Source organism: Pseudoalteromonas sp. KG3 (assembly GCF_030436385.1).
In the GTDB taxonomy this organism is placed as follows: Bacteria; Pseudomonadota; Gammaproteobacteria; order Enterobacterales; family Alteromonadaceae; genus Pseudoalteromonas; species Pseudoalteromonas prydzensis.
Genome location: NZ_CP098523.1, coordinates 309,888 through 333,019 on the forward strand (window position 1 = coordinate 309,888; position 23,132 = coordinate 333,019).

The 23,132-nt window shown below is 40.4% G+C and carries 25 protein-coding genes; 15 read left to right on the forward strand and 10 right to left on the reverse strand.

The window, feature by feature from the left end; translation table 11 throughout:
• Positions 1–114 precede the first annotated feature (114 nt).
• The gene (yfbV, locus tag NDQ71_RS01645) at positions 115–561 is read left to right on the forward strand and encodes a terminus macrodomain insulation protein YfbV (protein WP_064666043.1); all 447 of its coding nucleotides are present in this window, start codon (positions 115–117) and stop codon (positions 559–561) included.
• Here the strand turns inward: yfbV and rlmA are convergent.
• From rlmA to xthA, 3 genes are read right to left on the reverse strand one after another with little or no spacing between them, the layout of a single operon-like run.
• Positions 545–1,354, reverse strand: a complete 810-nt coding sequence (gene rlmA, locus NDQ71_RS01650) for a 23S rRNA (guanine(745)-N(1))-methyltransferase (protein WP_192540678.1) — start codon at positions 1,352–1,354, stop codon at positions 545–547. The genes yfbV and rlmA overlap by 17 nt on opposite strands.
• Positions 1,351–2,022 carry an energy-coupling factor ABC transporter permease gene (locus tag NDQ71_RS01655; RefSeq protein WP_225736478.1) on the reverse strand — a complete coding sequence of 224 codons (672 nt, stop codon included), beginning with the start codon at positions 2,020–2,022 and terminating at the stop codon, positions 1,351–1,353. The genes rlmA and NDQ71_RS01655 overlap by 4 nt, the downstream gene beginning before the upstream one ends.
• Positions 2,023–2,026: 4 nt before the next feature.
• Positions 2,027–2,833 carry an exodeoxyribonuclease III gene (xthA, locus tag NDQ71_RS01660; protein ID WP_192540679.1) on the reverse strand — a complete coding sequence of 269 codons (807 nt, stop codon included), beginning with the start codon at positions 2,831–2,833 and terminating at the stop codon, positions 2,027–2,029.
• 248 nt (positions 2,834–3,081) lie between these two features.
• Between xthA and NDQ71_RS01665 the strand changes: the two genes are divergently transcribed.
• From NDQ71_RS01665 to rluB, 3 genes are all read left to right on the forward strand, one after another.
• The gene (locus tag NDQ71_RS01665) at positions 3,082–3,513 is read left to right on the forward strand and encodes an exonuclease III (RefSeq protein WP_192540680.1); all 432 of its coding nucleotides are present in this window, start codon (positions 3,082–3,084) and stop codon (positions 3,511–3,513) included.
• A gap of 144 nt (positions 3,514–3,657) precedes the next feature.
• Positions 3,658–4,260 carry an SMC-Scp complex subunit ScpB gene (scpB, locus tag NDQ71_RS01670; RefSeq protein WP_064666047.1) on the forward strand — a complete coding sequence of 201 codons (603 nt, stop codon included), beginning with the start codon at positions 3,658–3,660 and terminating at the stop codon, positions 4,258–4,260.
• On the forward strand, positions 4,257–5,126 hold the full coding sequence (rluB, locus tag NDQ71_RS01675; protein WP_192540681.1) for a 23S rRNA pseudouridine(2605) synthase RluB: 870 nt from the start codon (positions 4,257–4,259) through the stop codon (positions 5,124–5,126). The genes scpB and rluB overlap by 4 nt, the downstream gene beginning before the upstream one ends.
• A 121-nt stretch (positions 5,127–5,247) precedes the next feature.
• On the opposite strand, the gene NDQ71_RS01680 is transcribed toward rluB, so the two are convergent.
• Positions 5,248–6,195, reverse strand: coding sequence for a LysR family transcriptional regulator (locus tag NDQ71_RS01680; protein ID WP_064666327.1), 948 nt, complete (start codon positions 6,193–6,195; stop codon positions 5,248–5,250).
• Positions 6,196–6,299: 104 nt separating this feature from the next.
• Between NDQ71_RS01680 and aceK the strand changes: the two genes are divergently transcribed.
• The 4 genes from aceK to NDQ71_RS01700 all read left to right on the forward strand — a co-directional run bounded on the left by aceK (position 6,300) and on the right by NDQ71_RS01700 (position 9,874).
• Positions 6,300–8,090, forward strand: coding sequence for a bifunctional isocitrate dehydrogenase kinase/phosphatase (aceK, locus tag NDQ71_RS01685; RefSeq protein WP_301562140.1), 1,791 nt, complete (start codon positions 6,300–6,302; stop codon positions 8,088–8,090).
• A gap of 83 nt (positions 8,091–8,173) precedes the next feature.
• Positions 8,174–8,566: a hypothetical protein gene (locus NDQ71_RS01690; protein WP_064666050.1), complete on the forward strand. Its 393-nt coding sequence runs from the start codon at positions 8,174–8,176 to the stop codon at positions 8,564–8,566.
• A 27-nt stretch (positions 8,567–8,593) separates the two neighbouring features.
• Positions 8,594–9,556, forward strand: a complete 963-nt coding sequence (locus NDQ71_RS01695) for a zinc-binding dehydrogenase (RefSeq protein WP_301562141.1) — start codon at positions 8,594–8,596, stop codon at positions 9,554–9,556.
• 63 nt (positions 9,557–9,619) lie between these two features.
• Complete coding sequence (locus NDQ71_RS01700) at positions 9,620–9,874, forward strand: DUF2999 family protein (RefSeq protein WP_192540684.1); 255 nt, start codon at positions 9,620–9,622, stop codon at positions 9,872–9,874.
• Between the two features lie 78 nt (positions 9,875–9,952).
• On the opposite strand, the gene NDQ71_RS01705 is transcribed toward NDQ71_RS01700, so the two are convergent.
• Both NDQ71_RS01705 and NDQ71_RS01710 read right to left on the reverse strand, forming a co-directional pair.
• Positions 9,953–10,411 (reverse strand): GNAT family N-acetyltransferase, encoded by a 459-nt coding sequence (locus tag NDQ71_RS01705; protein WP_301562142.1) that lies wholly within the window; start codon positions 10,409–10,411, stop codon positions 9,953–9,955.
• Between the two features lie 13 nt (positions 10,412–10,424).
• Entirely contained in the window at positions 10,425–11,123 is a 699-nt protein-coding gene (locus NDQ71_RS01710) for a flagellar brake protein (RefSeq protein WP_301562143.1), read from the reverse strand.
• A gap of 190 nt (positions 11,124–11,313) precedes the next feature.
• Here NDQ71_RS01710 and lepB point away from each other — a divergent pair, with 190 nt between their 5' ends.
• Entirely contained in the window at positions 11,314–11,961 is a 648-nt protein-coding gene (gene lepB, locus NDQ71_RS01715) for a signal peptidase I (RefSeq protein WP_301562144.1), read from the forward strand.
• Between the two features lie 130 nt (positions 11,962–12,091).
• Here lepB and NDQ71_RS01720 read toward each other — a convergent pair whose 3' ends face one another.
• Together NDQ71_RS01720 and NDQ71_RS01725 are read right to left on the reverse strand one after the other, a co-directional pair.
• A complete protein-coding gene (locus NDQ71_RS01720; protein WP_157586687.1) occupies positions 12,092–12,268 on the reverse strand; it encodes a DUF6435 family protein in 177 nt (58 codons plus the stop codon).
• 174 nt (positions 12,269–12,442) lie between these two features.
• Positions 12,443–13,231, reverse strand: a complete 789-nt coding sequence (locus NDQ71_RS01725; RefSeq protein WP_301562145.1) for a hypothetical protein — start codon at positions 13,229–13,231, stop codon at positions 12,443–12,445.
• A gap of 300 nt (positions 13,232–13,531) precedes the next feature.
• Here NDQ71_RS01725 and NDQ71_RS01730 point away from each other — a divergent pair, with 300 nt between their 5' ends.
• On the forward strand, positions 13,532–13,939 hold the full coding sequence (locus tag NDQ71_RS01730; protein ID WP_301562146.1) for a hypothetical protein: 408 nt from the start codon (positions 13,532–13,534) through the stop codon (positions 13,937–13,939).
• 74 nt (positions 13,940–14,013) lie between these two features.
• Here NDQ71_RS01730 and NDQ71_RS01735 read toward each other — a convergent pair whose 3' ends face one another.
• Positions 14,014–15,183, reverse strand: a complete 1,170-nt coding sequence (locus NDQ71_RS01735) for an MFS transporter (protein WP_301562147.1) — start codon at positions 15,181–15,183, stop codon at positions 14,014–14,016.
• A gap of 304 nt (positions 15,184–15,487) precedes the next feature.
• Between NDQ71_RS01735 and NDQ71_RS01740 the strand changes: the two genes are divergently transcribed.
• The 4 genes from NDQ71_RS01740 (at position 15,488) to NDQ71_RS01755 (ending at position 21,078) form a co-directional block, all read left to right on the forward strand.
• A complete protein-coding gene (locus NDQ71_RS01740; RefSeq protein WP_192540688.1) occupies positions 15,488–16,405 on the forward strand; it encodes a Gfo/Idh/MocA family protein in 918 nt (305 codons plus the stop codon).
• A 47-nt stretch (positions 16,406–16,452) separates the two neighbouring features.
• Positions 16,453–16,968 (forward strand): M23 family metallopeptidase, encoded by a 516-nt coding sequence (locus NDQ71_RS01745; protein ID WP_192540689.1) that lies wholly within the window; start codon positions 16,453–16,455, stop codon positions 16,966–16,968.
• Between the two features lie 82 nt (positions 16,969–17,050).
• Positions 17,051–19,969, forward strand: a complete 2,919-nt coding sequence (locus NDQ71_RS01750; RefSeq protein ID WP_301562148.1) for a UvrD-helicase domain-containing protein — start codon at positions 17,051–17,053, stop codon at positions 19,967–19,969.
• 140 nt (positions 19,970–20,109) lie between these two features.
• Positions 20,110–21,078, forward strand: a complete 969-nt coding sequence (locus tag NDQ71_RS01755) for an IS30 family transposase (protein WP_086959932.1) — start codon at positions 20,110–20,112, stop codon at positions 21,076–21,078.
• A gap of 9 nt (positions 21,079–21,087) precedes the next feature.
• Here the strand turns inward: NDQ71_RS01755 and NDQ71_RS01760 are convergent, their stop codons facing one another.
• Positions 21,088–22,047, reverse strand: a complete 960-nt coding sequence (locus NDQ71_RS01760; RefSeq protein WP_301562149.1) for a sodium-dependent bicarbonate transport family permease — start codon at positions 22,045–22,047, stop codon at positions 21,088–21,090.
• Positions 22,048–22,179: 132 nt separating this feature from the next.
• On the opposite strand from NDQ71_RS01760, the gene NDQ71_RS01765 reads away from it, so the two are divergent.
• The gene (locus NDQ71_RS01765; RefSeq protein ID WP_301562150.1) at positions 22,180–23,124 is read left to right on the forward strand and encodes a LysR family transcriptional regulator; all 945 of its coding nucleotides are present in this window, start codon (positions 22,180–22,182) and stop codon (positions 23,122–23,124) included.
• Positions 23,125–23,132: the final 8 nt, after the last annotated feature.

Here is a 23,132-nt window from a genome sequence, read left to right on the forward strand (position 1 = left end):
AAACATGTTTTGGACGAAAAGGTGGAAGGGATTTTACACAGGAATGTTGCCATCAATGTGTTACACTCATTGGGCTAACATTTATAAATACACCAGCGACACCTAGGAGTCATGATGCAAAAAAGTGTGATGTCACAAGTTCAAACTGGTCGTGAATACGCTAAAAAATGGCCGATGCGTAAAGAGCTTGCGCCTATTTTCACGGAGTTTAGAGTGATTAAAGCCACTGAGTTGGCAATTACCGTCATGCCAATTTTGGCAATGCTCACTTTATTCATGCAAATTAATTATTTAGGCAGCAGTTTTTTACCCCAAGCAATCGCCATTGCATTGTTTTTTTTATCGTTACCGTTGCAAGGTTTGCTGTGGTTAGGCAAGCGTGCAGATACGCCGCTTGAGCCAGCAATGGAGCACTGGTATAAAGAGCTGCACAGTAAAATGGTGGCTAACGGCTACCAAGGACACACCCCTAAAGACAAACCTAAATATGCAGAGTTGGCCCATTTACTCAATGATATGTTTGATAAAATGGACCGTGCTTTTACTAAAGAGAATCTGTAAGACGGGTAAATTGACTCACATAAAATGACAAGGTGACAACTTGCTCGCCTTGTTGCTCTAACTGTTGCCAATGCTCTGGGCGAAACTTCCAGGCAAATGGGGTCATGGTTATCAGGTTCTTCACGTCATTAAATGGCACACTTATTTGTTGCTCTAACAATGTTTGCTCTATTAGCTCAAATCCACTCGGTACATTAATGGCTGTATGTGCATTAACATCACGGTAGATGTATTGCTTTAGCTCTTTTAAATGCCAAGGGCCGGGGCTTGCTACAATAAGCTTGCTATCCGGTTTAGCTAAACGCGCTAATTCTGCATCAAATAGCGGTGCAAAAATACTTACTAACACATCGGCCATTTCATCATTAAACGGCGCTTGGCTTATTGACGCTACGCTAAAATTACAATTATCGTATCGTTTTGCGGCGTATTTAATGGCTGACTTAGAAATGTCTACTCCATAAACCTTCGCATCGCACGCATTAGCTATCGCTTGGGTGTAAAAACCTTCGCCACAGCCTAAATCGATAACACACTGTGGAGAGTGCGTTGCTACGCGCTCAGCAATGGCTGTTTGTAAAAACTGATAATGCCCGGTTGTTAAAAATGCACGTCTTGCTTGCACCATATCAAGGTTATCGCCGGGTTGTTTAGAGTTTTTTTGTTGTACTGGCAATAAATTTACATACCCTTCTTTGGCCATATCAAAGCTATGATTATTACTACATTTGAGTACATTAACCTGTAATGTTAGTGATTGTTGGCAAAGCGGGCATTGATAATCAAGACTCATGAGTCTAGGTAATCCTTATCGTAAAAAGTTTTCACCCAATGTGGGCGATAGGTGATCAATAAAGTGATGGCCATACCATTGAGCATCGCTTCTGGAAACCAAATGATGGCACATAAGTAGAGGTAATTTTCACTTAATTCAAACCAATTGTAATTGCCCGTCGCATAATAAAAGACACTCACAGTAATAATCTTCAAACAGGCAATTAAAGCGGCACAAATAAAAGCACAGACAAAAATATAGATGAAAAAATGCCGTGGCAACAGGCTGTAACACAGTATAAATAAGCCATAACTTACTAAAATCGGCAAGTAAGCACTCAGCAGTAACTGTATTGGTAACTGTGCAATGCTAATTTGATTAAAGGCGGCCAATAGCAAGCTGGCAAGCGAAGCGCTTAGTAATGCAAAGCGCCAACCCAGAATAAGTGTGATGGCGGTAACACCAAGAATGTGTAATTCAAGGCCTGGTAATATGCCCGATTTAATGCGCCACAGCAGCATAAACACTAAGGCGCACGCGAACACGCCGGTTTGTCTAGCGGGTGTTGCAAATAGCAGTTGATATTGACGCTGATTAATACTGAGCAAAAAAATACAGCCGGCAACAAGCCAAGCAACTGCTTGTAAATTGCTGCTTATTATCGGGGCTGTAATTAACTCATGCATACAATTAGCTAAATGTTGACCAAATTGGTGCGTGATCAGATGGTTTTTCGATACCACGCAGCTCATAATCAATACCAGCATCAATACAGCGCGCAGACAATGCTGGTGTGGCTAAGACAACGTCAATACGCAGACCACGGTTATCATCAAAACCTTTTGAACGATAATCGAACCATGAGTATTGCTCTATTGTGTCTGGGTGAAGTTCGCGAAATGTATCTTTAAAGCCCCAGTTAAGTAAGGTTGCAAGCCATTCACGCTCTTCTGGTTGGAACGAACATTTACCGGTTTTTAACCAGCGCTTACGGTTTACTTCACCAATACCAATATCAAGATCGGTCGCAGAGATATTGATGTCGCCCATCACAATCACATCTTCATCATTATTATGATGGGTGTCTAAATGGGTCATTAAATCGCGGTAAAACTGGCGCTTGTACGGGAATTTAGTCTCATGGGTGATGTTATCACCTTGTGGGAAATAGCCATTCATCACCGTTAAATCACGGCCATTTTCTTGGCTGACGGTGACACTGATCATACGCTTTTGCGATTCTTCAGTATCAGTTGCAAACCCTTTAACTACAGATTTAGGTTCATTTTTGCATAACATAGCCACACCGTAATGGGCTTTTTGACCATGAAAATACACGTGATAACCCATTTTTTGCACATCTTCGAGTGGAAAAGCTTCATCGTGTACTTTTATTTCTTGTAAACCGATGATATCAGGCTGATGTTTATCAATAATAGCTTGTAGTTGATGCAGGCGAGCTCGCAGCCCATTAATGTTAAATGAAATTACTTTCATGGCTAGACCTTAAATTAGAATTAGCTTTTCGCAGATTATGGCAAATTCTATCATCAAATAAGATCTGGTACATGTGCTTATTCATTAAAAATAAACTGCTCAAATGATGAACAGATTGTGAGTTGTGATTAAATATTGTTAATGCGATTTTAAATAAAATATTAAATATATAATCCAGTTGATTTGTGTTTGTTGGTCTATATAATGCGCAAAAAATGCTCACATTATCACTCCACCCAAGGTAAATCATGAAACTACAATTATTAGCATTGTTTGCGGCTACGGCTGCATTTTCTAATACTACAAGTGCAGCACAATACTTTAATGCAGACCAGAAAATTGAATCTAAACTGTGCTCAATTAGCGCTAACCAAGGATTTACTGCTGCGCGTAAAGTCGCTGCGCAACATGGTGTCTACTTATCACGTCAGTCAAAAAGCATTTTATGTAATGGCGAAGATATTCGCCATATTGCTAAAAAGCGCGATGATAAAATTCACCAACAAAAAGTAATAGAAGTGTTTGCTAAAAACAGTCAAACAGAAACGCAATTGTGTATGACGGCATTGCAACAAGGTTTGGCACCGGTGAAAGCAAAGATTACAGACCTAAACTCTTTGCAATGCAATGGTGAAGTGGTTACTGAGTTTGTTAAACGTTATAAAGGCACAACTATTTGATTCAAATAGGTTGTGCTAATGCGTAATACAATATTAGTGGCTGTTAATAGCCGCTAATATTGTATTTTTGAATAATAACTTTTCCAACCGTTGCATAGTTCTGTCATAATAACGCGTTGAATATACCTCAGCGTCTTGGTGTCTATGGTGACAAAATCGGCTACAAAACGAATTAGTGATGAACAACTTGTTGAGATCATTGAAGCGGCTATTTTTGTTGCTGGAAAACCCCTCAGTAAGCGGCACTTAAAAGAAACGGTATTAAGTGACTTGAGTGTGTCGATGACGCGCATTAACCTCGCAATTGAACAAATCCAAATCCATTATCAAACCCGAGGTATTCGGTTAGTTGAAGTGGGGAGTGGCTTTCGATTTCAAGCGTGTGCGAGTTTAGCGCCTTGGTTAAATAACCTTTGGCAAGAACGCGCACCTAAATATTCTCGTGCCTTATTAGAGACGTTATCACTTATTGCGTATCGACAGCCAATCACCCGAGGTGAAATTGAGCAAGTACGTGGCGTAACTGTTGGCTCTGGTATTATTAAAAGTCTGCTCGAACGCGAGTGGATACATGTTGTAGGTCATAAAGAAGTGCCGGGACGGCCTGCTTTATATGCGACAACAAAACAATTTTTAGATTATTTTTCGTTAACAGGTTTAGATAATTTACCGCCACTGCCAAAACAGCAGCAAAGTAAAATAGACCAGTTATTGAGTGATCCTTCTGTGAGAGAACTATCCGAATGAGTATACAAGGTGAAAAGTTACAAAAAGTCTTAGCAAGAGCGGGCGTTGGTTCGCGTCGCGAGATGGAAAAATACATTGATGCAAATCGTGTCAGTGTAAATGGTAAAGTAGCAAAATTGGGCGATCGTGTTGAAGAAACAGATTTGATCCGAGTTGACGGCCATACCGTTAAAATTGAAGAAAAAGCAGAACGTATTTGCCGTGTCATTATGTATAACAAACCTGAAGGCGAGTTATGTACGCGTAAAGATCCTGAAGGACGTAGAACGGTATTCGATCGCTTGCCGCGCGTTGATGGCGAACGTTGGATTGCAGTCGGTCGTTTAGATATAAATACTGCCGGTTTAATGTTGTTCACCAATGATGGTGAACTTGCCAATCGTTTAATGCACCCAAGCTATGAAGTTGAGCGTGAATATTCAGCTCGTGTATTTGGTGAAGTCACAGCAGAAACCATCAAAAACTTAACCAAAGGCGTTGAGCTTGAAGATGGTATGGCTAAGTTCCTAAATATAAAACCACTGGGTGGCGAAGGTATTAACCGTTGGTATAACGTCACGTTAACTGAAGGACGAAACCGTGAAGTACGTCGTTTATGGCAATCTCAAGATGTAGAAGTATCACGTCTTATTCGTATTCGTTACGGCAAGTTAGAGCTTGATAAACGCCTTCCACAAGGTGGTTGGGCTGAGCTTGAACTAGAGACAGTTAACTACTTGCGTAAAACAGTAAAGTTAGGCCGTGAAACACAAACTAAGTTGTCAGTAATGCCTGAAAAGCGCAAAGATAAGCGCGCTAAAATTAACCAAATTCGCAAAGCTGTTAAAAAACATAATAACCGCATTAAACAAACTAAACGTCGTTAATATTTGTTATACGTAAAGTAAGCCGCTAATGACAAGCGCAGCGTCAATGATCCGTACTTAGTTTTACTAATTACGGATTTTTTTATGGCTATTTAAATCATATTTAGTCGTGTTTAACAGCTTACCTGTCAGCAATAGTTTGCGCAAAGGCTAATAATTCGCGGCGTAACCATTGATGGGGGCTGGCGTGGTGAAGTAATGGGCTCCAGAGCATTTTTACTTCTATCGGCACAATTTGAAATGGCACTGGGCTAATAACCAGCTCAGTGTGCTCGGTTAGCAATTTGGCTTGTCGCCGTGGCAGTGTTGCGATTAATTGCGGTGATTGGCACAGCAGGCTGGCGACCATATAGTGGCGAGTAAACACCCGAATATGGCGAGTTTGTTCAAGTTGCCACAGTGCTTCATCTACCCAACCTAGTTTTTGGCTGCCTGATTTATTGGTCACCGCCGCTTCTGCTCCCCAGCCTGCACGATTAACCCAAATATGTTCACTCGCTAAATATTGTTCCAAGTCCGGTTTTTTTAAATAAGGGTTTGCGGGGTGCATTAAGCAACAGTAATTGTCGCGCCATACACTGGCTTGATGAAACGAGCGAGGCAAACCATTAAAGCGATTGATAGCTAAATCAATGGTGCCTTTTTCCATATCTTGTAGGCTAACATCACTTGGGCTGAGTACATCAAAATTAAGCCCTGGGTGTTTGTTAAGTTGCGCAGTAATAAAAGGGGCGACTAAGGTTGATTCTAAATAATCGTTGGCCATGATGCGAAAAGTCACGTGCGCAGTGCTAGGGTCGAAAATGTCACTGGGTTGAGTAATTGCCTCCGCCATTTTTAATAACGCTTCAATTTCAGGCTTTAAACTCAGTGCTTTTGCGGTTGGGGTCATTGAGCCTGCGGCGCGAACGAGAAGAGGATCGTCAAATAAATCACGTAATCGCTTTAAAGCGTTACTCATAGCAGGTTGAGTGAGTGCTAGTTTATTTGCTGCTTTAGAGACATTTTGCTCATCTATGAGTACATTTAAGTACACAAGCAGGTTGAGATCGACATTGCGTATATTCATTTGATCAATCTTATTCATTCGCTGTATTAATTATCTAAATTAAAGCCTGCTTGCTAAGGTGTGTAAACCTATAATGATAAATAGTCGCCATAAGTGATAAAAATATGCCTGAATTAGAGCCGCAAAACCCGTTATTAAATGAGCCAGAAAACGCGCTACAGCAAGTGATTGCAACTAAATTAGCACGTGCGGTATTTGCAGGTTTTGAAGCCATGTTCGCAGAATTTTTAAATATCACTTTAGGTGCGCAAAGTCGCTTTGAGCAACAGCAATGGCAAGGCGTGCAATCAGCAATGCGTGAGCGATTACAAGTCTACGAACGACAAGTTAAAAGTGTCAGTGAAGCCGTGCGGATCATTGCTTTTCAAGAGCTTCACGAGCCGCTACTTTGGCAACGAGCAAAACACATTTATGGGCAGATGGTTGCTGAGCACGAAAACCAGCCGATTGCGCACACTTTCTTTAATTCGACTTTTGGCTCGATTTGGGACGATAAAAAAATTCGTACTGTGCATTTATTTGTACTCAAAGCCAAATATCGGGCAAAGCCAAGGCCTTTCGATAATTTAGTAAGCCGCATTTCCTTACAAAATGGCTTTACACACGCGGTGCAGCAACTTATTTACCGCCAAGCTTTTCGAGTTAAATTTACCAATCTAGCGAAAGATATTGATAATTTACAAGCTACGCTCAAGTTAGGTGCGAAGCAGCAGTGCCGCCAAGTGTATGAATTAATGAATTTGAATGACGGGTATATTGAATACGCTAATTCGCTGTTTTTTAGAAATAAAGCTTGTTATCTGATTGGCCGCTGCATTGCTAAAAACGGCGATAATATGCCTTTTGCGATCGCTATTTTAAATACTGATGAAGGCTTAAAGTTAGACGCTGTAATGATGGGAGCCGATCAACTGAGTTTATTATTTGGCTTTGCGCGCACTTATTTTATGGTCGATACCGATCAACCTGCGCGTTATGTTGATTACTTATCTGTACTGATGCCTCATAAACAACGCTTTGAACTATTTAATGCCATTGGCTTTATTAAACATGCCAAAACAGAGTTTTATCGCTACAAGGTAGATACTACAAAAAATAGCCCAATTGAGGATAAGTATATTACCGCCCCAGGTACTCCAGGCATGGTGATGCTGGTATTTACCACCCCAGGCTCTGACTATGTGTATAAGGTGATAAAAGATAAGTTTAATGCGCCAAAAACAGCCACCAAAGCACAAGTTATGGCGAAGTATGATTTTGTAAAGCAAGCCGACAGAGTGGGGCGCTTGGTCGACACTCATGAGTTCCGCTATTTGGCGTTTGATTTAAGTCGTTTTAGTGATCAGCTACTTGCGCAAATGCACGGTAACATTTCCAGTTGTATGTCGATTGCTAACAAAGCATTAGTGCTTAAGCATGTGTATGTGGAGCGTAAAATGACCCCGCTTAATTTATATATTAATCAGTGTGATGATAACCAATTGAAGAAGGTAATGCATGATTATGGCCAAGCAATTAAAGACTTAGCGGGGGCGAATATTTTCCCCGGTGACATGCTGATGAAAAATTTTGGCGTTACCCGTTGGGGGCGCGTGGTATTTTATGATTATGATGAAATTTGCCCGCTCACCCAGTGTCAGTTTAGGCAATTACCCAGTAGTGAAAATAGCTTTGATGAACTCAGTAATGAAAGCTATTTCGATGTTGCTGAAAATGACGTATTCCCGAGTCAATTTAAGGTGTTTTTTAGTGCGGATCAGCGCGCATTTAACTATTTTTGTGAGCAGCATAACGACTTATTCAGTCCTGAGTTTTGGCAGCAATGCCAAACGCAAATTAATGCAGGCTACATTTATGATGTTTATCCTTACAAACAAAGTTGGCGATTTGGATAAATTAGCCACAAGTCTGATACGTGTTTAATAAAGTAACAGGTACAATTGATAAAACACTATAAAAAGACAGAACAGGATATTTCATGAAAACACTGATTTTAACTAGCTTATTACTTGCCTCACCGCTTGCATCGGCTAATCCATTGCTAGGTAGTTGGGAGTTTGTAGAAGGGAAATATGCTGTTGATGGTGGCTTTGTTGCAGCCAAAGCACCTGAGCTTACGTCAATTAAATTAATTACCGCCAATCACTTTAACTACATTACGCAAAAAAATGGTGAATTTCATTATGCTGGTGGCGGCAAATACACACTTAAAAACCAACAGTTTGTTGAAACATTTGCGTATGGCAATATCCCTTCATTACTTGGTAAAACCATGGCCTTTGATTACAAAATTGAGGGCAATTTGTGGCATCATTCTTTAACTGAAAATGGTAAGTTAGTTGAAGCCGAAGTATGGCGTAAAATCGATTAAATTTAGTCAACCAACCAAGGAGCGACAATGCAATTTATATCTCATCACGACCAGCAATTGAGCCTAAGCGAAACAGACAAACCACAATTACAGCCTCATGAAGTGTTAGTGAAAGTGGCGGCGGTAGGAGTTAATCGTGCCGATTGCATGCAGCGCCAAGGTAAGTACCCTGCACCTAAAGGCGATAGCCCAATTTTAGGGTTAGAGTGCGCAGGAACTGTGGTAGCGCTTGGGGCTGAGGTAGATAATGACTGGCTTAATCAAGCGGTGTTTACCTTGTGTTCAGGCGGTGCGTATAGCGAATATGTGGCTGTTGATGCAAGCCAACTGATGCCGTTACCCGAGAGTCTCACTGTGGCGCAAGGTGCGGCAATTAGTGAAGTCTATTTAACCGCCTTTGGCGCACTATTTCAGCTTGGCAATTTGCAGCAAGGGCAAACTGCACTTATTCACGCCGGTGCCAGTGGCGTAGGCGGTGCGGCTATTCAAATGGCTAAACGTGTTGGTGCAACGGTGGTGATCACCGCTGGCAGTGATGAAAAATGCCAACATGCTAAAGAACTCTGTGCTGATCACGTTATTAATTATAAAACCACAGACTTTGTCGAATATATGCAACATCATCAGTTAACAGCCAATGTCATTGTTGATCCTGTTGCTGGGCGTTATTTAAATAAAAATGCTGCGATTGCCGCAATGGATTGCCAAATCATTATGTTAGCATTTTTAGATGGTCGCTTTGCAGAAGTAGACTTTGCGCGTTTATTACAAAAGCGTATTTCCTTTCATGCTTCAACACTGCGTAACCGCAGCCAAGCATTCAAGCGCCAACTGCGTGATGAATTTGTCGCCATGTTTTATGATGATATTGCCAATCAACGCTTTGATTTTAATATTTATAAAACGTTACCGTGGCAACAAGCTATGCAGGCGCATGAAATATTAGAGCGCAACGAAAATGCTGGGAAAGTCGTATTATTGGTCGAGTAGTTTAAAAATCGATGTTTGCCCATATAACAGTAGGTAACTAAAAAAGCGATGTAAGGCAAGAACATGAACCCAATTATAGCAACACTGAAAGAACATAACGTTAGCGACGAAAAAGTGCATGAGCTTTTTCAAGCGTTTACACAAAACCCAATGATGGCAATGGCCCTCGTACAGGAACTTGGTATTCCACCAGAGAAGCTGCAAGCGTTAATGGGCTTGGTAATGACTCAGCCACAGTTAATTAAAGAAGCCGCAGCATCTTTAGGTATCACTGATGGCGAGCTTGAAAAAGCCAAAGAGCAGTATAAAAATCAATAAGCGTTGATTTGTAAGCTGTCAGTTCTGGTTTGTAGTAGAAGTAGAGCTGGCAGCTAATTTAAGTGGTTAAATCTGAAATTATGATTTAACCATGTATACGCAATTGGCTAATGGTATTTCATCGGGATAGTTAGCAAATGAGAAACCAAATTTCTGATACGATTTTATAGCACTTTCATTATGTGCTAAAACAAACAAGGAATACTCTTTTAGTTTTAACTCTTGTCGTCCTCGCTCACATAAATGAGACATAAGTATTGCTGCTATCCCTTTACCGCGAAACTGAGGATTCACTACCAATCGACCTAAGTGGCATTTATCTAAACGCTGATAAAATTGCCCAAATGCTAAAAGTTCGGACTCATTTGATATAAGCACAAATGAACTTAGCGAACTCATGTTGAGATCTTCAGTAAACGAATATAAATTAAATGGATACCTGAAATTTGGACCCGACCAATTGGCAAGTTCTTGTTCACTAGAAAACCAATCCATCATTGTTACTAGATGATTCTCTGTAGGATAAATTAACTTCATATTAATTGGGGACTCATTGGCCAATATCAATTGCATATGCGGCCAGTAAGTTATGCATTTTTTGCTGCTCTGACTCTGCAAATTCAATTCCTACATTTAAGCGGTTACCCTGCATTTGGTTATTACGCACATGAGCGCTGATCACTACAGACTCGTTGTCGATAGGGGATAATAAGTGCACGAATACTTGGCGTTTTTTTAGGGCTAAAAATCCAGAGTTAACGTGCACGGTAAAGCGACAGCCGGTGGCGGAAATATCAATGATGATCCCTTGCAGTAGGTTTTCGCTGTCATAATGTTGATCTTTGTTGATACTAATTTTTGCTGGGATGTGGGTTTGTAATCGGTTTACTTCTCGCAGTTGCCGGCTTTCAATTTGTTTAGGGTAAGTAAGGTAGATTAATTTTTCTGGTCGAAATGCAATGGCTAAAATTGTGGTTGAAAATGCCACACACTCACCCCGTTCACCTTCAACAATGTAACGTACTATCGCGCCATTACCTTCTTTTAACACATCACTATATTGATTGTTTTTTGCTTGAGGAGGGTACTTTAAAATTAAGTATTTTCCTGCCTCATAGCCAATCAAGGTTAATTTAAACCTGACTGTTAATGGGTTGGTAAATTGAATATCAATTATTTTGCCTGGTAAGAGGTCTAAACAAAATTTGGCTTTGCTATCGAGTGTTGCTTTGGCTTGAGTAATTTCCATATATTTTGTAGTAATTATTATTTGTTTCCAAATAGTATCCTTTAAAATAGATTAAAAATCACTACGACAAACGAGTGGTATTAACTGTTTATTTTAAGTAGCACAAAGACATACTTTGTTACAAAGTTAACTGAACGGATTGCTTAGGTTTTTGTCTATCTAGAACTACTAAATTAAATGGATCAACACAATGAAATACCTTTATAAAATATGGAAAAATAACCGCTCCCTAATCGTGTTTATTTCGCTTATGTGTGTTTTTAGAAGCGCAGTAGCAGACTGGTATGAAGTGCCTACAGGGTCGATGAAACCGACAATTGTTGAAGGAGACCGTATTTTTACAGATAAAATGGCCTACGATTTACGAGTACCGTTTACGAAAATTTCATTGTTGAAACTAGCCGAGCCGCAAGCGGGTGATATTATCGTATTTGATTCTGTTGCAGCGCAAAACCGGCTGATAAAACGGGTTATCGGTGTGCCAGGTGACAGCGTTGCTTTGGTAGATAATCAGTTAGTGATCAATGGTGAAAAATTAAATTATGATCCAGTGAGTGAAACCGCTATAAATCGCGTAGAGATAGAGAATCTTCATGGTATAAAGCACGCAGTTAAATTGTCTAAACAGCGCTCTGCAATGCAAAATTTTGCACCTGTTATCATTCCTGAAAACATGTACCTAGCAATGGGCGATAACCGTGATAATAGCGCTGACTCTAGAGTAATTGGTTTAGTCCCCAGAGCTGAATTACTTGGTAGAGCAAAGCGGGTTATCGTGTCCCTTGATTACGATGATTATTATTTACCCCGTAAAGATCGGGTTTTAAAAGCACTTTGATTACTAAAGTAGAAATACATGCAGGCATATTTACTTTAGTGTTTTAAAGTTTTCTATTGTGCATGCTTGATAACAGCACCGCAATGACGTGTTGTTATCAAAAACAAGTGACACTGATAAGGTTCTGTATTTAAGATATTTTACTTTCAATGACTTTAATTTTATCGAGTATTTGCTCTGCTTCAAAGGTGAGTTGTGAGTAGCCTTTAATATCGCCATTTCGTTGTGAGATCATGGCTTGTTCAAGTTTGGCACTGTATTGTTTATTAAGTTGTTTCAGTGGGTCTTTTTTAAAAAATGAAAACATTATTGTCACTTGTATTTTTAAATGTATGTAAGCTAATACGTAACATGCACACTAATCGATTAGTATAGGCTGCAATAAATAAAACATCATTACTTACCTGGCAAATAATACAAAGCTAAGAAGTAAATATGTATTACTTTAACTCATTTTGCTCTGTACTTTTCAAACTAGTGTTTATTCCGGGGTAGGACAAGCGGGATGTTCAGCGAGTACTTGAGTAACAATTTGCCCAAACAGAGCGTGTTGTTGTTGCTCTAATTCAAGAGCCGAAGTAAAGGGGATTGCATCGGCTAATTCACCAGTGATAACTTCATAAAAGGTCATGGCGGTCAGCATATTACCTACATAAGAGGCATGATTTCCATCAGCATTGTACAACTTAGCTGTTGGCATTGCGGCTAATACACGATTCCAAACCAGACCTACAGGTGCAACACAACTGAGCTCTTGTTGGCTAATCGATTGATGTAAATTATAGACACGATCAGCTTCAGCAGGATTGCCACGTTGCGGGTGCTCAGGGAATAAAATAGGCATGATATTGTTTGCCTTGGCAGTGGCGATTAAACGCTGCGTTGCTTCTGTTGAATAGTTTGTAGTTCCTGATTGGGAATATTTTTGTCCTTGAAATATAGCGTGGCTCCAACTGTTTTGCTGTAATTGTTCTAAATTTCCAGTCACGGCGACAGTCTCATCTAAAAATCGACCACTTATTGTTACTGTTTCTATTGTACTGTTTGGCAGCTGACTAGTGACAAGTGTTTTAAGCATTACGCCTAATTGCGCACTGTGGCTGTTACCATAAATAATCACCCGGTAATCAGCTATTGCACTATTATCGACAGGAGTTGTATCAGGTTGTGTTGATTGCTCAGGTTTATTACTTGTAGAGCCAGAACCACAGGCTGCCAGGTTGAACAATATTAAGATCCACAATGTAATAGCTAAGCATTTTGACAGCATGATTACTTCCGAATAAGTGTTTTTAAGTAAATAGGGAGTTAGAGATAGCTGAGTGTATATGTAAATTCACAAGTTATCAATTTGGTAACAAAAATGCTACTTTGATAGGTTTAACTGGAGGCAGTTTTGTTTGTTATCAATTACTCATCACATGGTATTAGACTAAAGTCTATGAGTTAATTTTATTCACCTATTAGGTTTATTTTTATCGTTTGTCGAGATTGCCCCAACGCACTAAAGTTTAATTGTCGGCAATAAATACGACACAACTTAGGTAAATCACCAAATAGGAATATAATCATGAAACGTACACTTATCAAAACCATTGCTCTTTGCTCATTATTTACTTGCTCAGCGGCTGTTATGGCTGATCAGAGTGATTACAAATTAATGGTTATCGAGCAAGAGACTGCTCCGTTGCAATTAGAAGAGTCATTTAATAGCTGTGCACTCAATGTGAAGTCAAAAAATTACGAGCAAGCTGAAGCTGTATGTACAAAAGCAATTGCATTGTTAAAGCAAAGTGATCGGCCAAGAATGAAAGTTCGTGAGCTAACTTCATTTGCCTTAAGCAACCGCGGTGTTTCTCGTATGATGGCAAACAATGATGCGGCTGGTCTTTCTGACTTCTATGAAGCAACACAAATAGCAGAGAGCGCAATGGTTTCTCATAACTTGTCGCGTGCTAAAGAAAATCTTTCTTTATAGATAGTTGTTATAAAAGCAAAGTATTTTAGAAAACCCCATACTGGGTATATCAGTATGGGGTTTTTGTTTTTGGATTATCCAGCCACTGGGGTATTGTCCGTGGAAATGCCTTTAAGACTTTTGAGCAGCATATAAATACAGGTGGTGAATAAACAGCCGCCTAAATACAACATAATACCGTTAGCTGAAGCAAATAAATTGGCAGCAAGCAACGGCCCAAAGACCGAGCCAAAGCTGTAACTCAGTAACATGATTTCCGTTGCTGAGACGATTTTTTCAATTGGCAATGCATCACACGCTAAGGTGATGGCAATCGGGTAAAGTGCAAAGCTTGCAGCCCCTAGAATAAAATAACTGGCCATTAATACGTTGAAGTGCACTGCGTGCATAATGCCAACAACGCCCATCGCGCCAAATAAACAAAATAGTGCCATTAATAAGCTTTTTGCCATTCGTGTTGATAAATAACTCACCAGCGGTTGTACTACCATGCCGCCTAAAATAATCACCGCCATCAAGGTGCCAGTAAAAGCGGCTTGCTCACTTTGGGCTGCAATATACACCGGCATTAAACCGTAAATTGGGCCAAGTACTAATCCAGACACTAAGCAGCCTAAAATTGCTGGGCGACTGAGCTTTTTTAACTCAGTTAATTGTAACTTTTGCGAGTGTTGACTCTGCGGTTGCCCAGATTTAATCAACAGCGGTGCTAACATGGCTAAAAATAATAGAGCAATGACAAACAAATAAGGGACTGCGCCACTGGTGCCAAGCGGATCAATAGCCAGTTGACCAACGGCGCTGCCACCGTAAAGGGATGTCATATACAAGCCTAACCGTTTTGCTCGGGCTTTGGCTGTGTCGGTCATTAGTAACCAAGATTCAACCACCACAAATACGCCGGCGACGGCAATACCTGCCACAAAGCGAGTTAAAAGCCACGCACTGGCTTTAGGGAAAATCAGCTGCGCTGCAACGCTGAAAATTAATAATCCCAAAAATGCAAGAAATGCATGACGATGGCCTATTTTGGCAACAATACGTTCAATAAAAAAAGCACCCATTAATAAGCCAAGATAAAACACACTGGCCAGCCAAGAGGCAAGTTCATTATCAAGCTCAAAGGCGCTCAATGACAGTGGTATTAGGCTCATTAAAAAGCCTGATGCGATAGCAAAAAAAGACAAGCCAATGACAGGCGCAAGTGGGTTATTTGGTTTATGATCGCCAGCGTGTTCAACCATTAAAATATCCGATTAAAAGGGCATAAATAATTGCTTGGAGGTGTTTTAATGGCTGGCAATTATTTTTGGTTGGTTAATTTTGCGGCGAATTTAATCCGATTTTGAGCACAAGTAAAGTTATATTTGCATATTTACCCAACATTTTATTTAGAACGATCAGTTAGGTAAAATAACCGGCTATTTACGTCTTTTTGGTATCATTTTCTTAGCTAAATTGTTTAAAATTTGTAGTTGTTTTATCAACCTAAATAATAACTTGATATGCTGTATTTTGGTTTTCTTTATCTAGTAAGGACAGCAGAAAATGAGTCAGCTGAAAATTGCTTTAGTAGGACTTGGTGATATAGCACAAAAAGCCTATTTACCTATTGCCACGCAACATGCGCAGATCGATCCTATTTTTTGTACACGAAACCTCACAACATTAACGCAATTGGCAAAGCAGTATCGAGTCGAAAAATATTTTACAGATTACCAGCAAGTACTGGCGTGCAAACCAGATGGGGTGATGATCCACACGAATACCGAGTCGCACTTTACATTTGCGAAGCAAGCGCTTGAACAAAAAATTGCCACGTTTGTAGATAAGCCACTAGCGTATAGCTTTAGTGAAGTGAGTGAGCTTATTGAGTTGGCGACTAAACAGAATACGCCATTATTTTTAGGCTTTAATCGCCGCTTTTTACCAAGTATGGCCGATATTGCAAAGCCACAAATACGCCATCTTAAATGGCAAAAAAACCGCTTAAATTTACCAGCACAGCCGCGCACCTTTATTTTTGATGACTTCATTCATGTGGTTGATAGTTTATGCCATTTTGCAAATGTAGAGCGTTTTGATCAACTTAACCAGTTACAGGTGTTTTCACAATTAGATCCACAAGGCTTATTGGCAGCCATACATATTAGCTTTGAGTTTGAGGGGCGGTTATTTCAAGGTGCTATGGATAGATTAAGTGGCTGCAATGAGGAAGTTGTTGAAATAACCGGTTTGAATGAAAAGTGGCGGATTGAATCACTAACTAATATGACCACTATGGTTAATGGAATGCAGCAGGGCGCAATGCCAAACGATTGGCAAGCAACGCTTTATAAACGGGGTTTTGAGTCAATGCTAGAGGCATGGTTAAGAGCCGTTAAAGCACAGCAAGTTGATCAATTACAGCTTAAAAAAGATAGCTTAACGCATGAGCTGTGTGAGTGGCTGGTTACACGCGTATAAAACACTAGTAAGCTATTTTACTCTGAAACGATTACAAGGAAGCTGTTATGAAAGTGATGAAATACTTAGGATTTACACTGATTATAGTACTGACTATTGGGCTACTCATACCTGAAAAAATAGTGATCCCAGTAAAAGGTGCTACAGCAAATGATTGGCATCACAATACCTTTTGGTACGGCCCTTGGGGTAAATCAGGTGTGCATAAAGGCATCGATATTTTTGGTAAAAAACACACACCGGTTGTGTCATCCGTCACTGGCATTGTTGTTTACGCGGGTGAACTTAACCGTGGTGGGAAAGTAGTGGCTGTACTTGGCCCTAAATGGCGGTTTCATTATTTTGCCCATTTAGAAAGTTACTCTGTTCATGCCGGTAGCATAGTGTTTAGTAATGATGTGATTGGTAGCTTAGGAGACACGGGGAATGCAGCCGGTAAACAACCTCATGTACATTACTCTATTTTATCTTTATTGCCATACCCATGGTTAATGACCACACAAAGCCAAGGCTGGAAAAAGATGTTCTTTTTAAATCCCCATGAAAAATTGCGCGGGTTGTAAAATAAATAGCGTTATTTTCAGATTTATTGAGTTGCTTGCTTTAAAATACAGGTAATTAATTTTATTAAGGAATTCAGCAGTAATGAATTCTATTCCAGTTAGCCTGTTTGGTCGGGTGTTTGCGAGCAAAGCACGCTTAGCGTTTGATCAGCATACGCTTGTTATTCGACAAGCTAATTCAATTACTACTATCGGTTGGCATGAATTGTTGGCGCCATTATCTTTCTCTTATGGGGTTTTCGGGCAAACTATTCGCTTTGCCACAGCTGAGCAAAACTATACATTTTTGATGCGAGCATATGGCACTCACCGACAAATTAAAACGAACTGTGAGCAACATTGGCTACACGCAAATATGACTAAACTTAATGCAGTATTGACTAAAATATCGCAGTTTGTTGAGTTGCGATATTTACGTCAATCTCATGTGGCCAGTTTAAAGCAAGCTGCACTTGCAGAATATAAACGCTGGTTACCTTGGATAAAACAAAGCCCAGCACTTCACTTAGTTGCTAATAAAATAACCTTACTTGAACAATATGCTAATTGGCATGAACAACTCACCATCCACCTACAACAGCGCTACCTTACTAAACAACTTAAATTACATGCCCGTTTTTTTGATGCGGTCGAGACTAATCCTTTAACACTCAGTCAAAGGCAAGCGTGTATTATTGATGACGACAACAACTTATTGTTAGCTGGGGCGGGTACCGGCAAAACCAGTGTAATGATTGGCCGAGCAGGTTATTTAGTCACAAGTCAGCAAGCACAATACAGTGATATTTTATTGTTAGCTTATGGCCGAAAAGCAGCTGATGAAATGGATGAAAGGATTAAAAATAAACTCGCCAGTGATAAAATAAAGGCTGCAACCTTTCACAGCATTGGTCTTGCGATTATTGCTAAAGTTGAACATGCCAAACCCAGCATGAGTGTGCTTGCCCAAGATGAACAAGCAAAAGCTAAATGGGTGCAACAATGTTTTGAGTCACTGATTGATAACAACGAGCGTTATCGCACTCTAGTGCTGGATTATTTTAGTAAATATTATTACGTCGAAAAAAATGAGTTTGATTTTAAAACCTTAGGTGATTACTACAGTTATTTAAACGATAACGATATTCGCAGTCTTAAAGGCGAAAAAGTAAAAAGCTTTGGCGAACTGTACATTGCTAATTGGCTATTTTATCACGGCATAGACTATCAGTATGAAGCGCCGTATAAAGTGGCTGTAAAAACCGTACAATGCAGCCAGTATAAGCCTGATTTTTACTTGCCTGAGTACGATATTTATATTGAATATTACGGCATTGATGAAGCTGGCAATACGGCGCCTTACATTGATAAAGCGCAATACCATGGCGCAATTGATTGGAAAAATACCACTCATGCCAGTAATAACACTCACTGTATAGCTTTGACTTATGGGCAACATAAACAAGGCAAGCTGTTAAGTGAACTTGAACAAGCGCTTTTAAGTGCGAACATACAAACGCAGATATTGCCCGTAGAATCACTGCTCGAAAGCTTAAAAGAAACTGGCAGGATCACCGTATTAGCTGCGTTATTTAGTCAATTGCTTAGTTTATATAAGGCGGCTTATTTAACTGATGCCGATGAAGTTGATGTTATTAAACGATCCCTTGATGTCAAGCAAACAACGCAAGCGTTGGCGCTATTAAAACCAATTATATTTAACTACAACGCTTACTTGCAACAGTGCGGTGAAATTGATTTTGAAGATATGATCAGCAAAGCAATTGGCTATGTTGAGTCAGGCCAATTTGTCTCTCCTTGGCGCTATATTATGGTTGATGAGTTTCAGGATATTTCACACTCTAGAGCGCGATTAGTTAAAGCCCTGCGTGATAGCCGTAAAGGGTGTTCGGTATTTGCTGTGGGTGATGATTGGCAAGCTATTTACCGCTTTAGTGGTGCAGATATAAAGTTAACCACACAGTTTAAAACGTATTTTGGTTTTACCACCGAAGCGCAATTGGACACTACTTTTCGTTTCAATAATAAAATAGCCGAGGTTGCTTCAGCATTTATTAGTAAAAATCCTGCGCAACTTAATAAAACCATCACGTCTTTAACTCAAGTAACGCAGCCTGCGGTATCAATATTAAGACGCGGCAATAAAGCGCCGACTACTTTAAATCATTATCACAGCGAGCTACCTGAGCTTGCTAATGGCGCGATAGATGATGTGCTTAATGCAATTAGCGGCACAGTGTGTAAACCCACGACGGTATATTTTTTGGCACGTTTTTGGTTTCAACTGCCAACCCATACAGATATTAACGCCATGCAAGCGAAATATCCGCTGTTAAAAATTCAGTCGCAGACCTTTCATGCAGCCAAAGGCAAAGAGGCTGAATATGTGGTGATCATCGGCTTGCAAAAAGGGAAACATGGTTTCCCCTGTGAAAAAGTAACGCCCGCCATTATTGATGCATTACTGCCTGATCAAGAAAGTTTTCCATTTGCTGAGGAGCGACGGTTATTTTACGTCGCACTGAGCCGCGCTAAAAAGCGGGCCTACATAATTGCAGATATGGCTAATGCAAGCAGTTTTGTAACAGAGCTAATAGCCGAATATGATGTAGAGCTTAATGAATTTAACACTGACATAGCGCAAACGCATAGCAGTGAAATTAATTGTATGCGCTGCGATACCGGGGTATTAAAAGAGCAAACGGGGCGCTTTGGGCTATTTTTCAGTTGTTCGTTATTTCCCCGTTGCGAACATAAAGAGAAGCCTTGTCAGCAATGCCAAAGCCCAATGACCCGCAGCCGCCATGCTGGATTTAAATTGTGCGTTAATGAGTCGTGCAATCACATGCAGCCTCTTTGTGATAAATGTGGCGCTGAAATGGTATTGCGTAATAGCAAAAAAGGGCAGTTTTGGGGGTGCAAAAATTTTAAAGGTAATGATCCACTCAGCTGTAAAAATGGTAAAGACACTACAGCAATTAAATGGCCAGAGCAGGTTTAAGCGGGCTCTTTGTATGAGCCCCTTAAAATGATTATTAAGTAATTTATTGCATCCTAAATTCGGATAATAAGTGCAATTTCTCAGATTAGATGGCCAGCTGTTATAATTCGGCCATTTTCTCGCCAAAGGAAATTGCTTTAATGAAATATAAACAGCTGACACAAGAAGAAAGATACCAGATTTACGCGTTAATAAAAGCAGGAAATAACCAAAAGCAGATAGCTGAAGAACTAACTCGTTCACCGTCATCTATTTCTAGAGAGCTAAAACGCAATAAAGGACTTAAAGGCTATCGGCCTAACCAAGCCAATAACTTTGCTGAACAAAGACGTAAGTCATCTTTCAAAGCAAGTAAGTTAACAGAGGACGTCACTCACTGGATTAATAAATTGTTGCATGACGGACTTTCCCCTGAGCAAGTGGCAGGCCGCTTAGCTTTAGAGAAACAGGTCGTTTTACATCATGAAACAATTTATCAATATATTTACAGAGACAAGGCTCGTGGTGGCAAGCTACATAAGACACTCACTCGTGCATGTAAAAAGTATAAAAAACGCTATGGAAGCTATGATAAACGTGGACAGATAGTTAATCGAGTCAGCATTGATGAACGCCCAAGTATTGTGGATTCAAAGTCTAGGATTGGTGATTGGGAGGGCGATACAGTGATAGGTAAAGGGCGTAAAAATGCGCTTGTCACAATGGTTGAACGTAAAACGTTATATACAGTCGTTCACAGAATTGAAAGCAAGCATGCGAAAATAACAGCCGATGCGCTGATCACGTGTATGACACCATATAAAGGTAAGGTTATTACCGTGACGTTAGATAATGGAAAAGAGTTTGCTCACCATGAGCATGTTGCACAAAAATTAGAAGCTGATGTGTATTTCGCTCATCCCTATTCATCATGGGAGCGGGGCATAAATGAGAATACCAACGGCTTACTTAGACGCTTCTTCCCCAAGGGAACTGACTTTATGGCGCTAAGTGAAGCAGAGATACAGGCGGCAGTTGATAAGCTCAACCATCGGCCAAGAAAAACAAGAGGGTATAAAACCCCTCATGAATTATTTACGGGGCAATCAGAAGTTCTGGTGGCTGCATAATGATTGCACTTAATACTTGAATTCAAGCATTATTACTGCCAATTGGTGATATAAACCAATCCCTACCGTGACGTTAAATGCGAAGGTAATACCCAGAGAACTGAGCATTGCCAAGCCAATATCTGCTTTTGGGATGGCAGCTTTAATAGCGGCAGGGGCGGCTATATAGGAGGCACTGGCTACTAAGCTTGCTAGCACCACTACAGATCCAAGCTCGAGCTGTAAGGCTGTGCCGACAGTGACTCCAATCATTCCTAACAACAGCGGTGTGACTAAAGCAAATAATGCAACCCGCCAGTGATGCCAAGGAAGAGGGCGCAGTGTTTTGGCTGCCGTTAATCCCATTTCCAGTAAAAATAACGCCAGTACGACTTTAAAGCTGCTAGTCAGTAGGTTGGTGACTTGGCTGCCTTGTTGTGTGCCGTAAAGCATGCCGATAATAACGCCACCGACTAACAGAATGATGCTTTTATTGGTTAGCGTCTCATGCCAGAGTGTTTTTAATGAAAGCGTGCCTGTGTTGTTATTTTCTCTATTAAGGCGTCTGTAAAGTAATAACCCTACAATTATTGCCGGTAATTCTAGCATCACTAAATAAAGTGTGACCTCTGCACCAACGCGCAGCTGAGACGATTCTGCATACGCTAATGCAACGGCAAATGTCCCTGCACTTACCGAACCGTAGTGCGCTGCAATACTTGCGCTATTGGCGACGGAGAGTTTTACTAAGTATTTTAAAACAGGATAAAGCATTAACGGAATAAACGCGCCCAACAACATTACGGTGCCCATTTCTGGTAGCAACTGCCAACTCAGATTACCATGTAAAACCATGCCGCCTTTTAAACCAATTGTTAGCATTAACAACAAACTGAGCGTTTCGTAGGTCGCTTGCGGTATTTTTAAATCAGATCGCAATATCCCAGCAACTAAGCCTAAAACAAAAAACATCACAACAATATCTGGCACACTTTTCCCCTTTGTATTTGAAGTGGCGCTATTGTAGTGAAAATATTGCATAGTAAATAATAAAATGATTGATAGTTATGTATAGGTTATTATCAATGGGTTGTTGATTAATTTTTCTTTAGTGAGGTAGGCATGGATCTAAGACATATATCTTTTCGGCTACTTGAAGTATTTATGAGTGTGGTAACAACGGGGTCTATTAGTAAGACCGCAAGAGCGCTACATTTAACTCAGCCTACGGTATCGTTGCAAATTAAGCGTTTACAAGAGTCAGTTGGCGAACCTTTAATCTTAATGCAACAACAAAAGTTAACGGTGACCGAAGCAGGGCTAGAATTATTTAAAACCTGCCAGCAAGTATTTGGTCAGTTTAATGATTACAAAGACTTTTTAGCCCAGCTCAGGGGAGGAGAGCGCGGCCGTTGTAAAATTGCCATGGTCAATACTGCGCAATACATTTTGCCTAAACTACTTGGCCCGTACAGTAATTTGCACCCATATGTTGAGTTGCCCCTAGAAATAGGTAATAGGGCGGAAGTTTTAGCGCGTTTTGAACGTGGAGAAGACGATATTTATGTATTTAGCCACCCACCATCTTTAGAGCATGCAAAAGCAGCGCGCTTTTTACAAAACCCGCTTGAGTTCATCGTGCCTAGCGAACACCCACTTGCAGCAGCCTCTGCGGTAACATTAGCTGAACTGACCCACTACCGATTTTTATTAAGAGAGCCCGGCTCAGCAACGCGGACGTTATTTGAAAGCGAATTACAAGGACGAGGCTTAGTGCTAAGTGACAGCGTACAGATGGCCAGTAATGAGGCGATTCGGGTTGCAGTATCATCTGGAATGGGCATTGGAGTACTTTCTCGTCATGTGCTGCCTAAAGGGGAGCAGGGATTTAAAGTACTCACTGTTAGCGATACTCACTTAGCCAGTCATTGGTATTTTGTGATCCGTACCGATCGGCACTTATCTCATGCTGCACGTAGCTTTTTACAATTTGCAGAGCTTAACTTAGCGCGCTATTTAGATGCTCGTTGGGTGCGCAACGAGCTGAACCAACTTGAGCTAAACTGAGTATAAAT

Coding starts and splice junctions, on each gene's coding strand:
- yfbV (WP_064666043.1), top strand. CDS start 115: ATGCAAAAAAGTGTGATGTCACAAGTTCAAACTGGTCGTGAATACGCT.
- rlmA (WP_192540678.1), bottom strand. CDS start 1,354: ATGAGTCTTGATTATCAATGCCCGCTTTGCCAACAATCACTAACATTA.
- NDQ71_RS01655 (WP_225736478.1), bottom strand. CDS start 2,022: ATGCATGAGTTAATTACAGCCCCGATAATAAGCAGCAATTTACAAGCA.
- xthA (WP_192540679.1), bottom strand. CDS start 2,833: ATGAAAGTAATTTCATTTAACATTAATGGGCTGCGAGCTCGCCTGCAT.
- NDQ71_RS01665 (WP_192540680.1), top strand. CDS start 3,082: ATGAAACTACAATTATTAGCATTGTTTGCGGCTACGGCTGCATTTTCT.
- scpB (WP_064666047.1), top strand. CDS start 3,658: ATGGTGACAAAATCGGCTACAAAACGAATTAGTGATGAACAACTTGTT.
- rluB (WP_192540681.1), top strand. CDS start 4,257: ATGAGTATACAAGGTGAAAAGTTACAAAAAGTCTTAGCAAGAGCGGGC.
- NDQ71_RS01680 (WP_064666327.1), bottom strand. CDS start 6,195: ATGAATATACGCAATGTCGATCTCAACCTGCTTGTGTACTTAAATGTA.
- aceK (WP_301562140.1), top strand. CDS start 6,300: ATGCCTGAATTAGAGCCGCAAAACCCGTTATTAAATGAGCCAGAAAAC.
- NDQ71_RS01690 (WP_064666050.1), top strand. CDS start 8,174: ATGAAAACACTGATTTTAACTAGCTTATTACTTGCCTCACCGCTTGCA.
- NDQ71_RS01695 (WP_301562141.1), top strand. CDS start 8,594: ATGCAATTTATATCTCATCACGACCAGCAATTGAGCCTAAGCGAAACA.
- NDQ71_RS01700 (WP_192540684.1), top strand. CDS start 9,620: ATGAACCCAATTATAGCAACACTGAAAGAACATAACGTTAGCGACGAA.
- NDQ71_RS01705 (WP_301562142.1), bottom strand. CDS start 10,411: ATGAAGTTAATTTATCCTACAGAGAATCATCTAGTAACAATGATGGAT.
- NDQ71_RS01710 (WP_301562143.1), bottom strand. CDS start 11,123: ATGGAAATTACTCAAGCCAAAGCAACACTCGATAGCAAAGCCAAATTT.
- lepB (WP_301562144.1), top strand. CDS start 11,314: ATGAAATACCTTTATAAAATATGGAAAAATAACCGCTCCCTAATCGTG.
- NDQ71_RS01720 (WP_157586687.1), bottom strand. CDS start 12,268: ATGTTTTCATTTTTTAAAAAAGACCCACTGAAACAACTTAATAAACAA.
- NDQ71_RS01725 (WP_301562145.1), bottom strand. CDS start 13,231: ATGCTGTCAAAATGCTTAGCTATTACATTGTGGATCTTAATATTGTTC.
- NDQ71_RS01730 (WP_301562146.1), top strand. CDS start 13,532: ATGAAACGTACACTTATCAAAACCATTGCTCTTTGCTCATTATTTACT.
- NDQ71_RS01735 (WP_301562147.1), bottom strand. CDS start 15,183: ATGGTTGAACACGCTGGCGATCATAAACCAAATAACCCACTTGCGCCT.
- NDQ71_RS01740 (WP_192540688.1), top strand. CDS start 15,488: ATGAGTCAGCTGAAAATTGCTTTAGTAGGACTTGGTGATATAGCACAA.
- NDQ71_RS01745 (WP_192540689.1), top strand. CDS start 16,453: ATGAAAGTGATGAAATACTTAGGATTTACACTGATTATAGTACTGACT.
- NDQ71_RS01750 (WP_301562148.1), top strand. CDS start 17,051: ATGAATTCTATTCCAGTTAGCCTGTTTGGTCGGGTGTTTGCGAGCAAA.
- NDQ71_RS01755 (WP_086959932.1), top strand. CDS start 20,110: ATGAAATATAAACAGCTGACACAAGAAGAAAGATACCAGATTTACGCG.
- NDQ71_RS01765 (WP_301562150.1), top strand. CDS start 22,180: ATGGATCTAAGACATATATCTTTTCGGCTACTTGAAGTATTTATGAGT.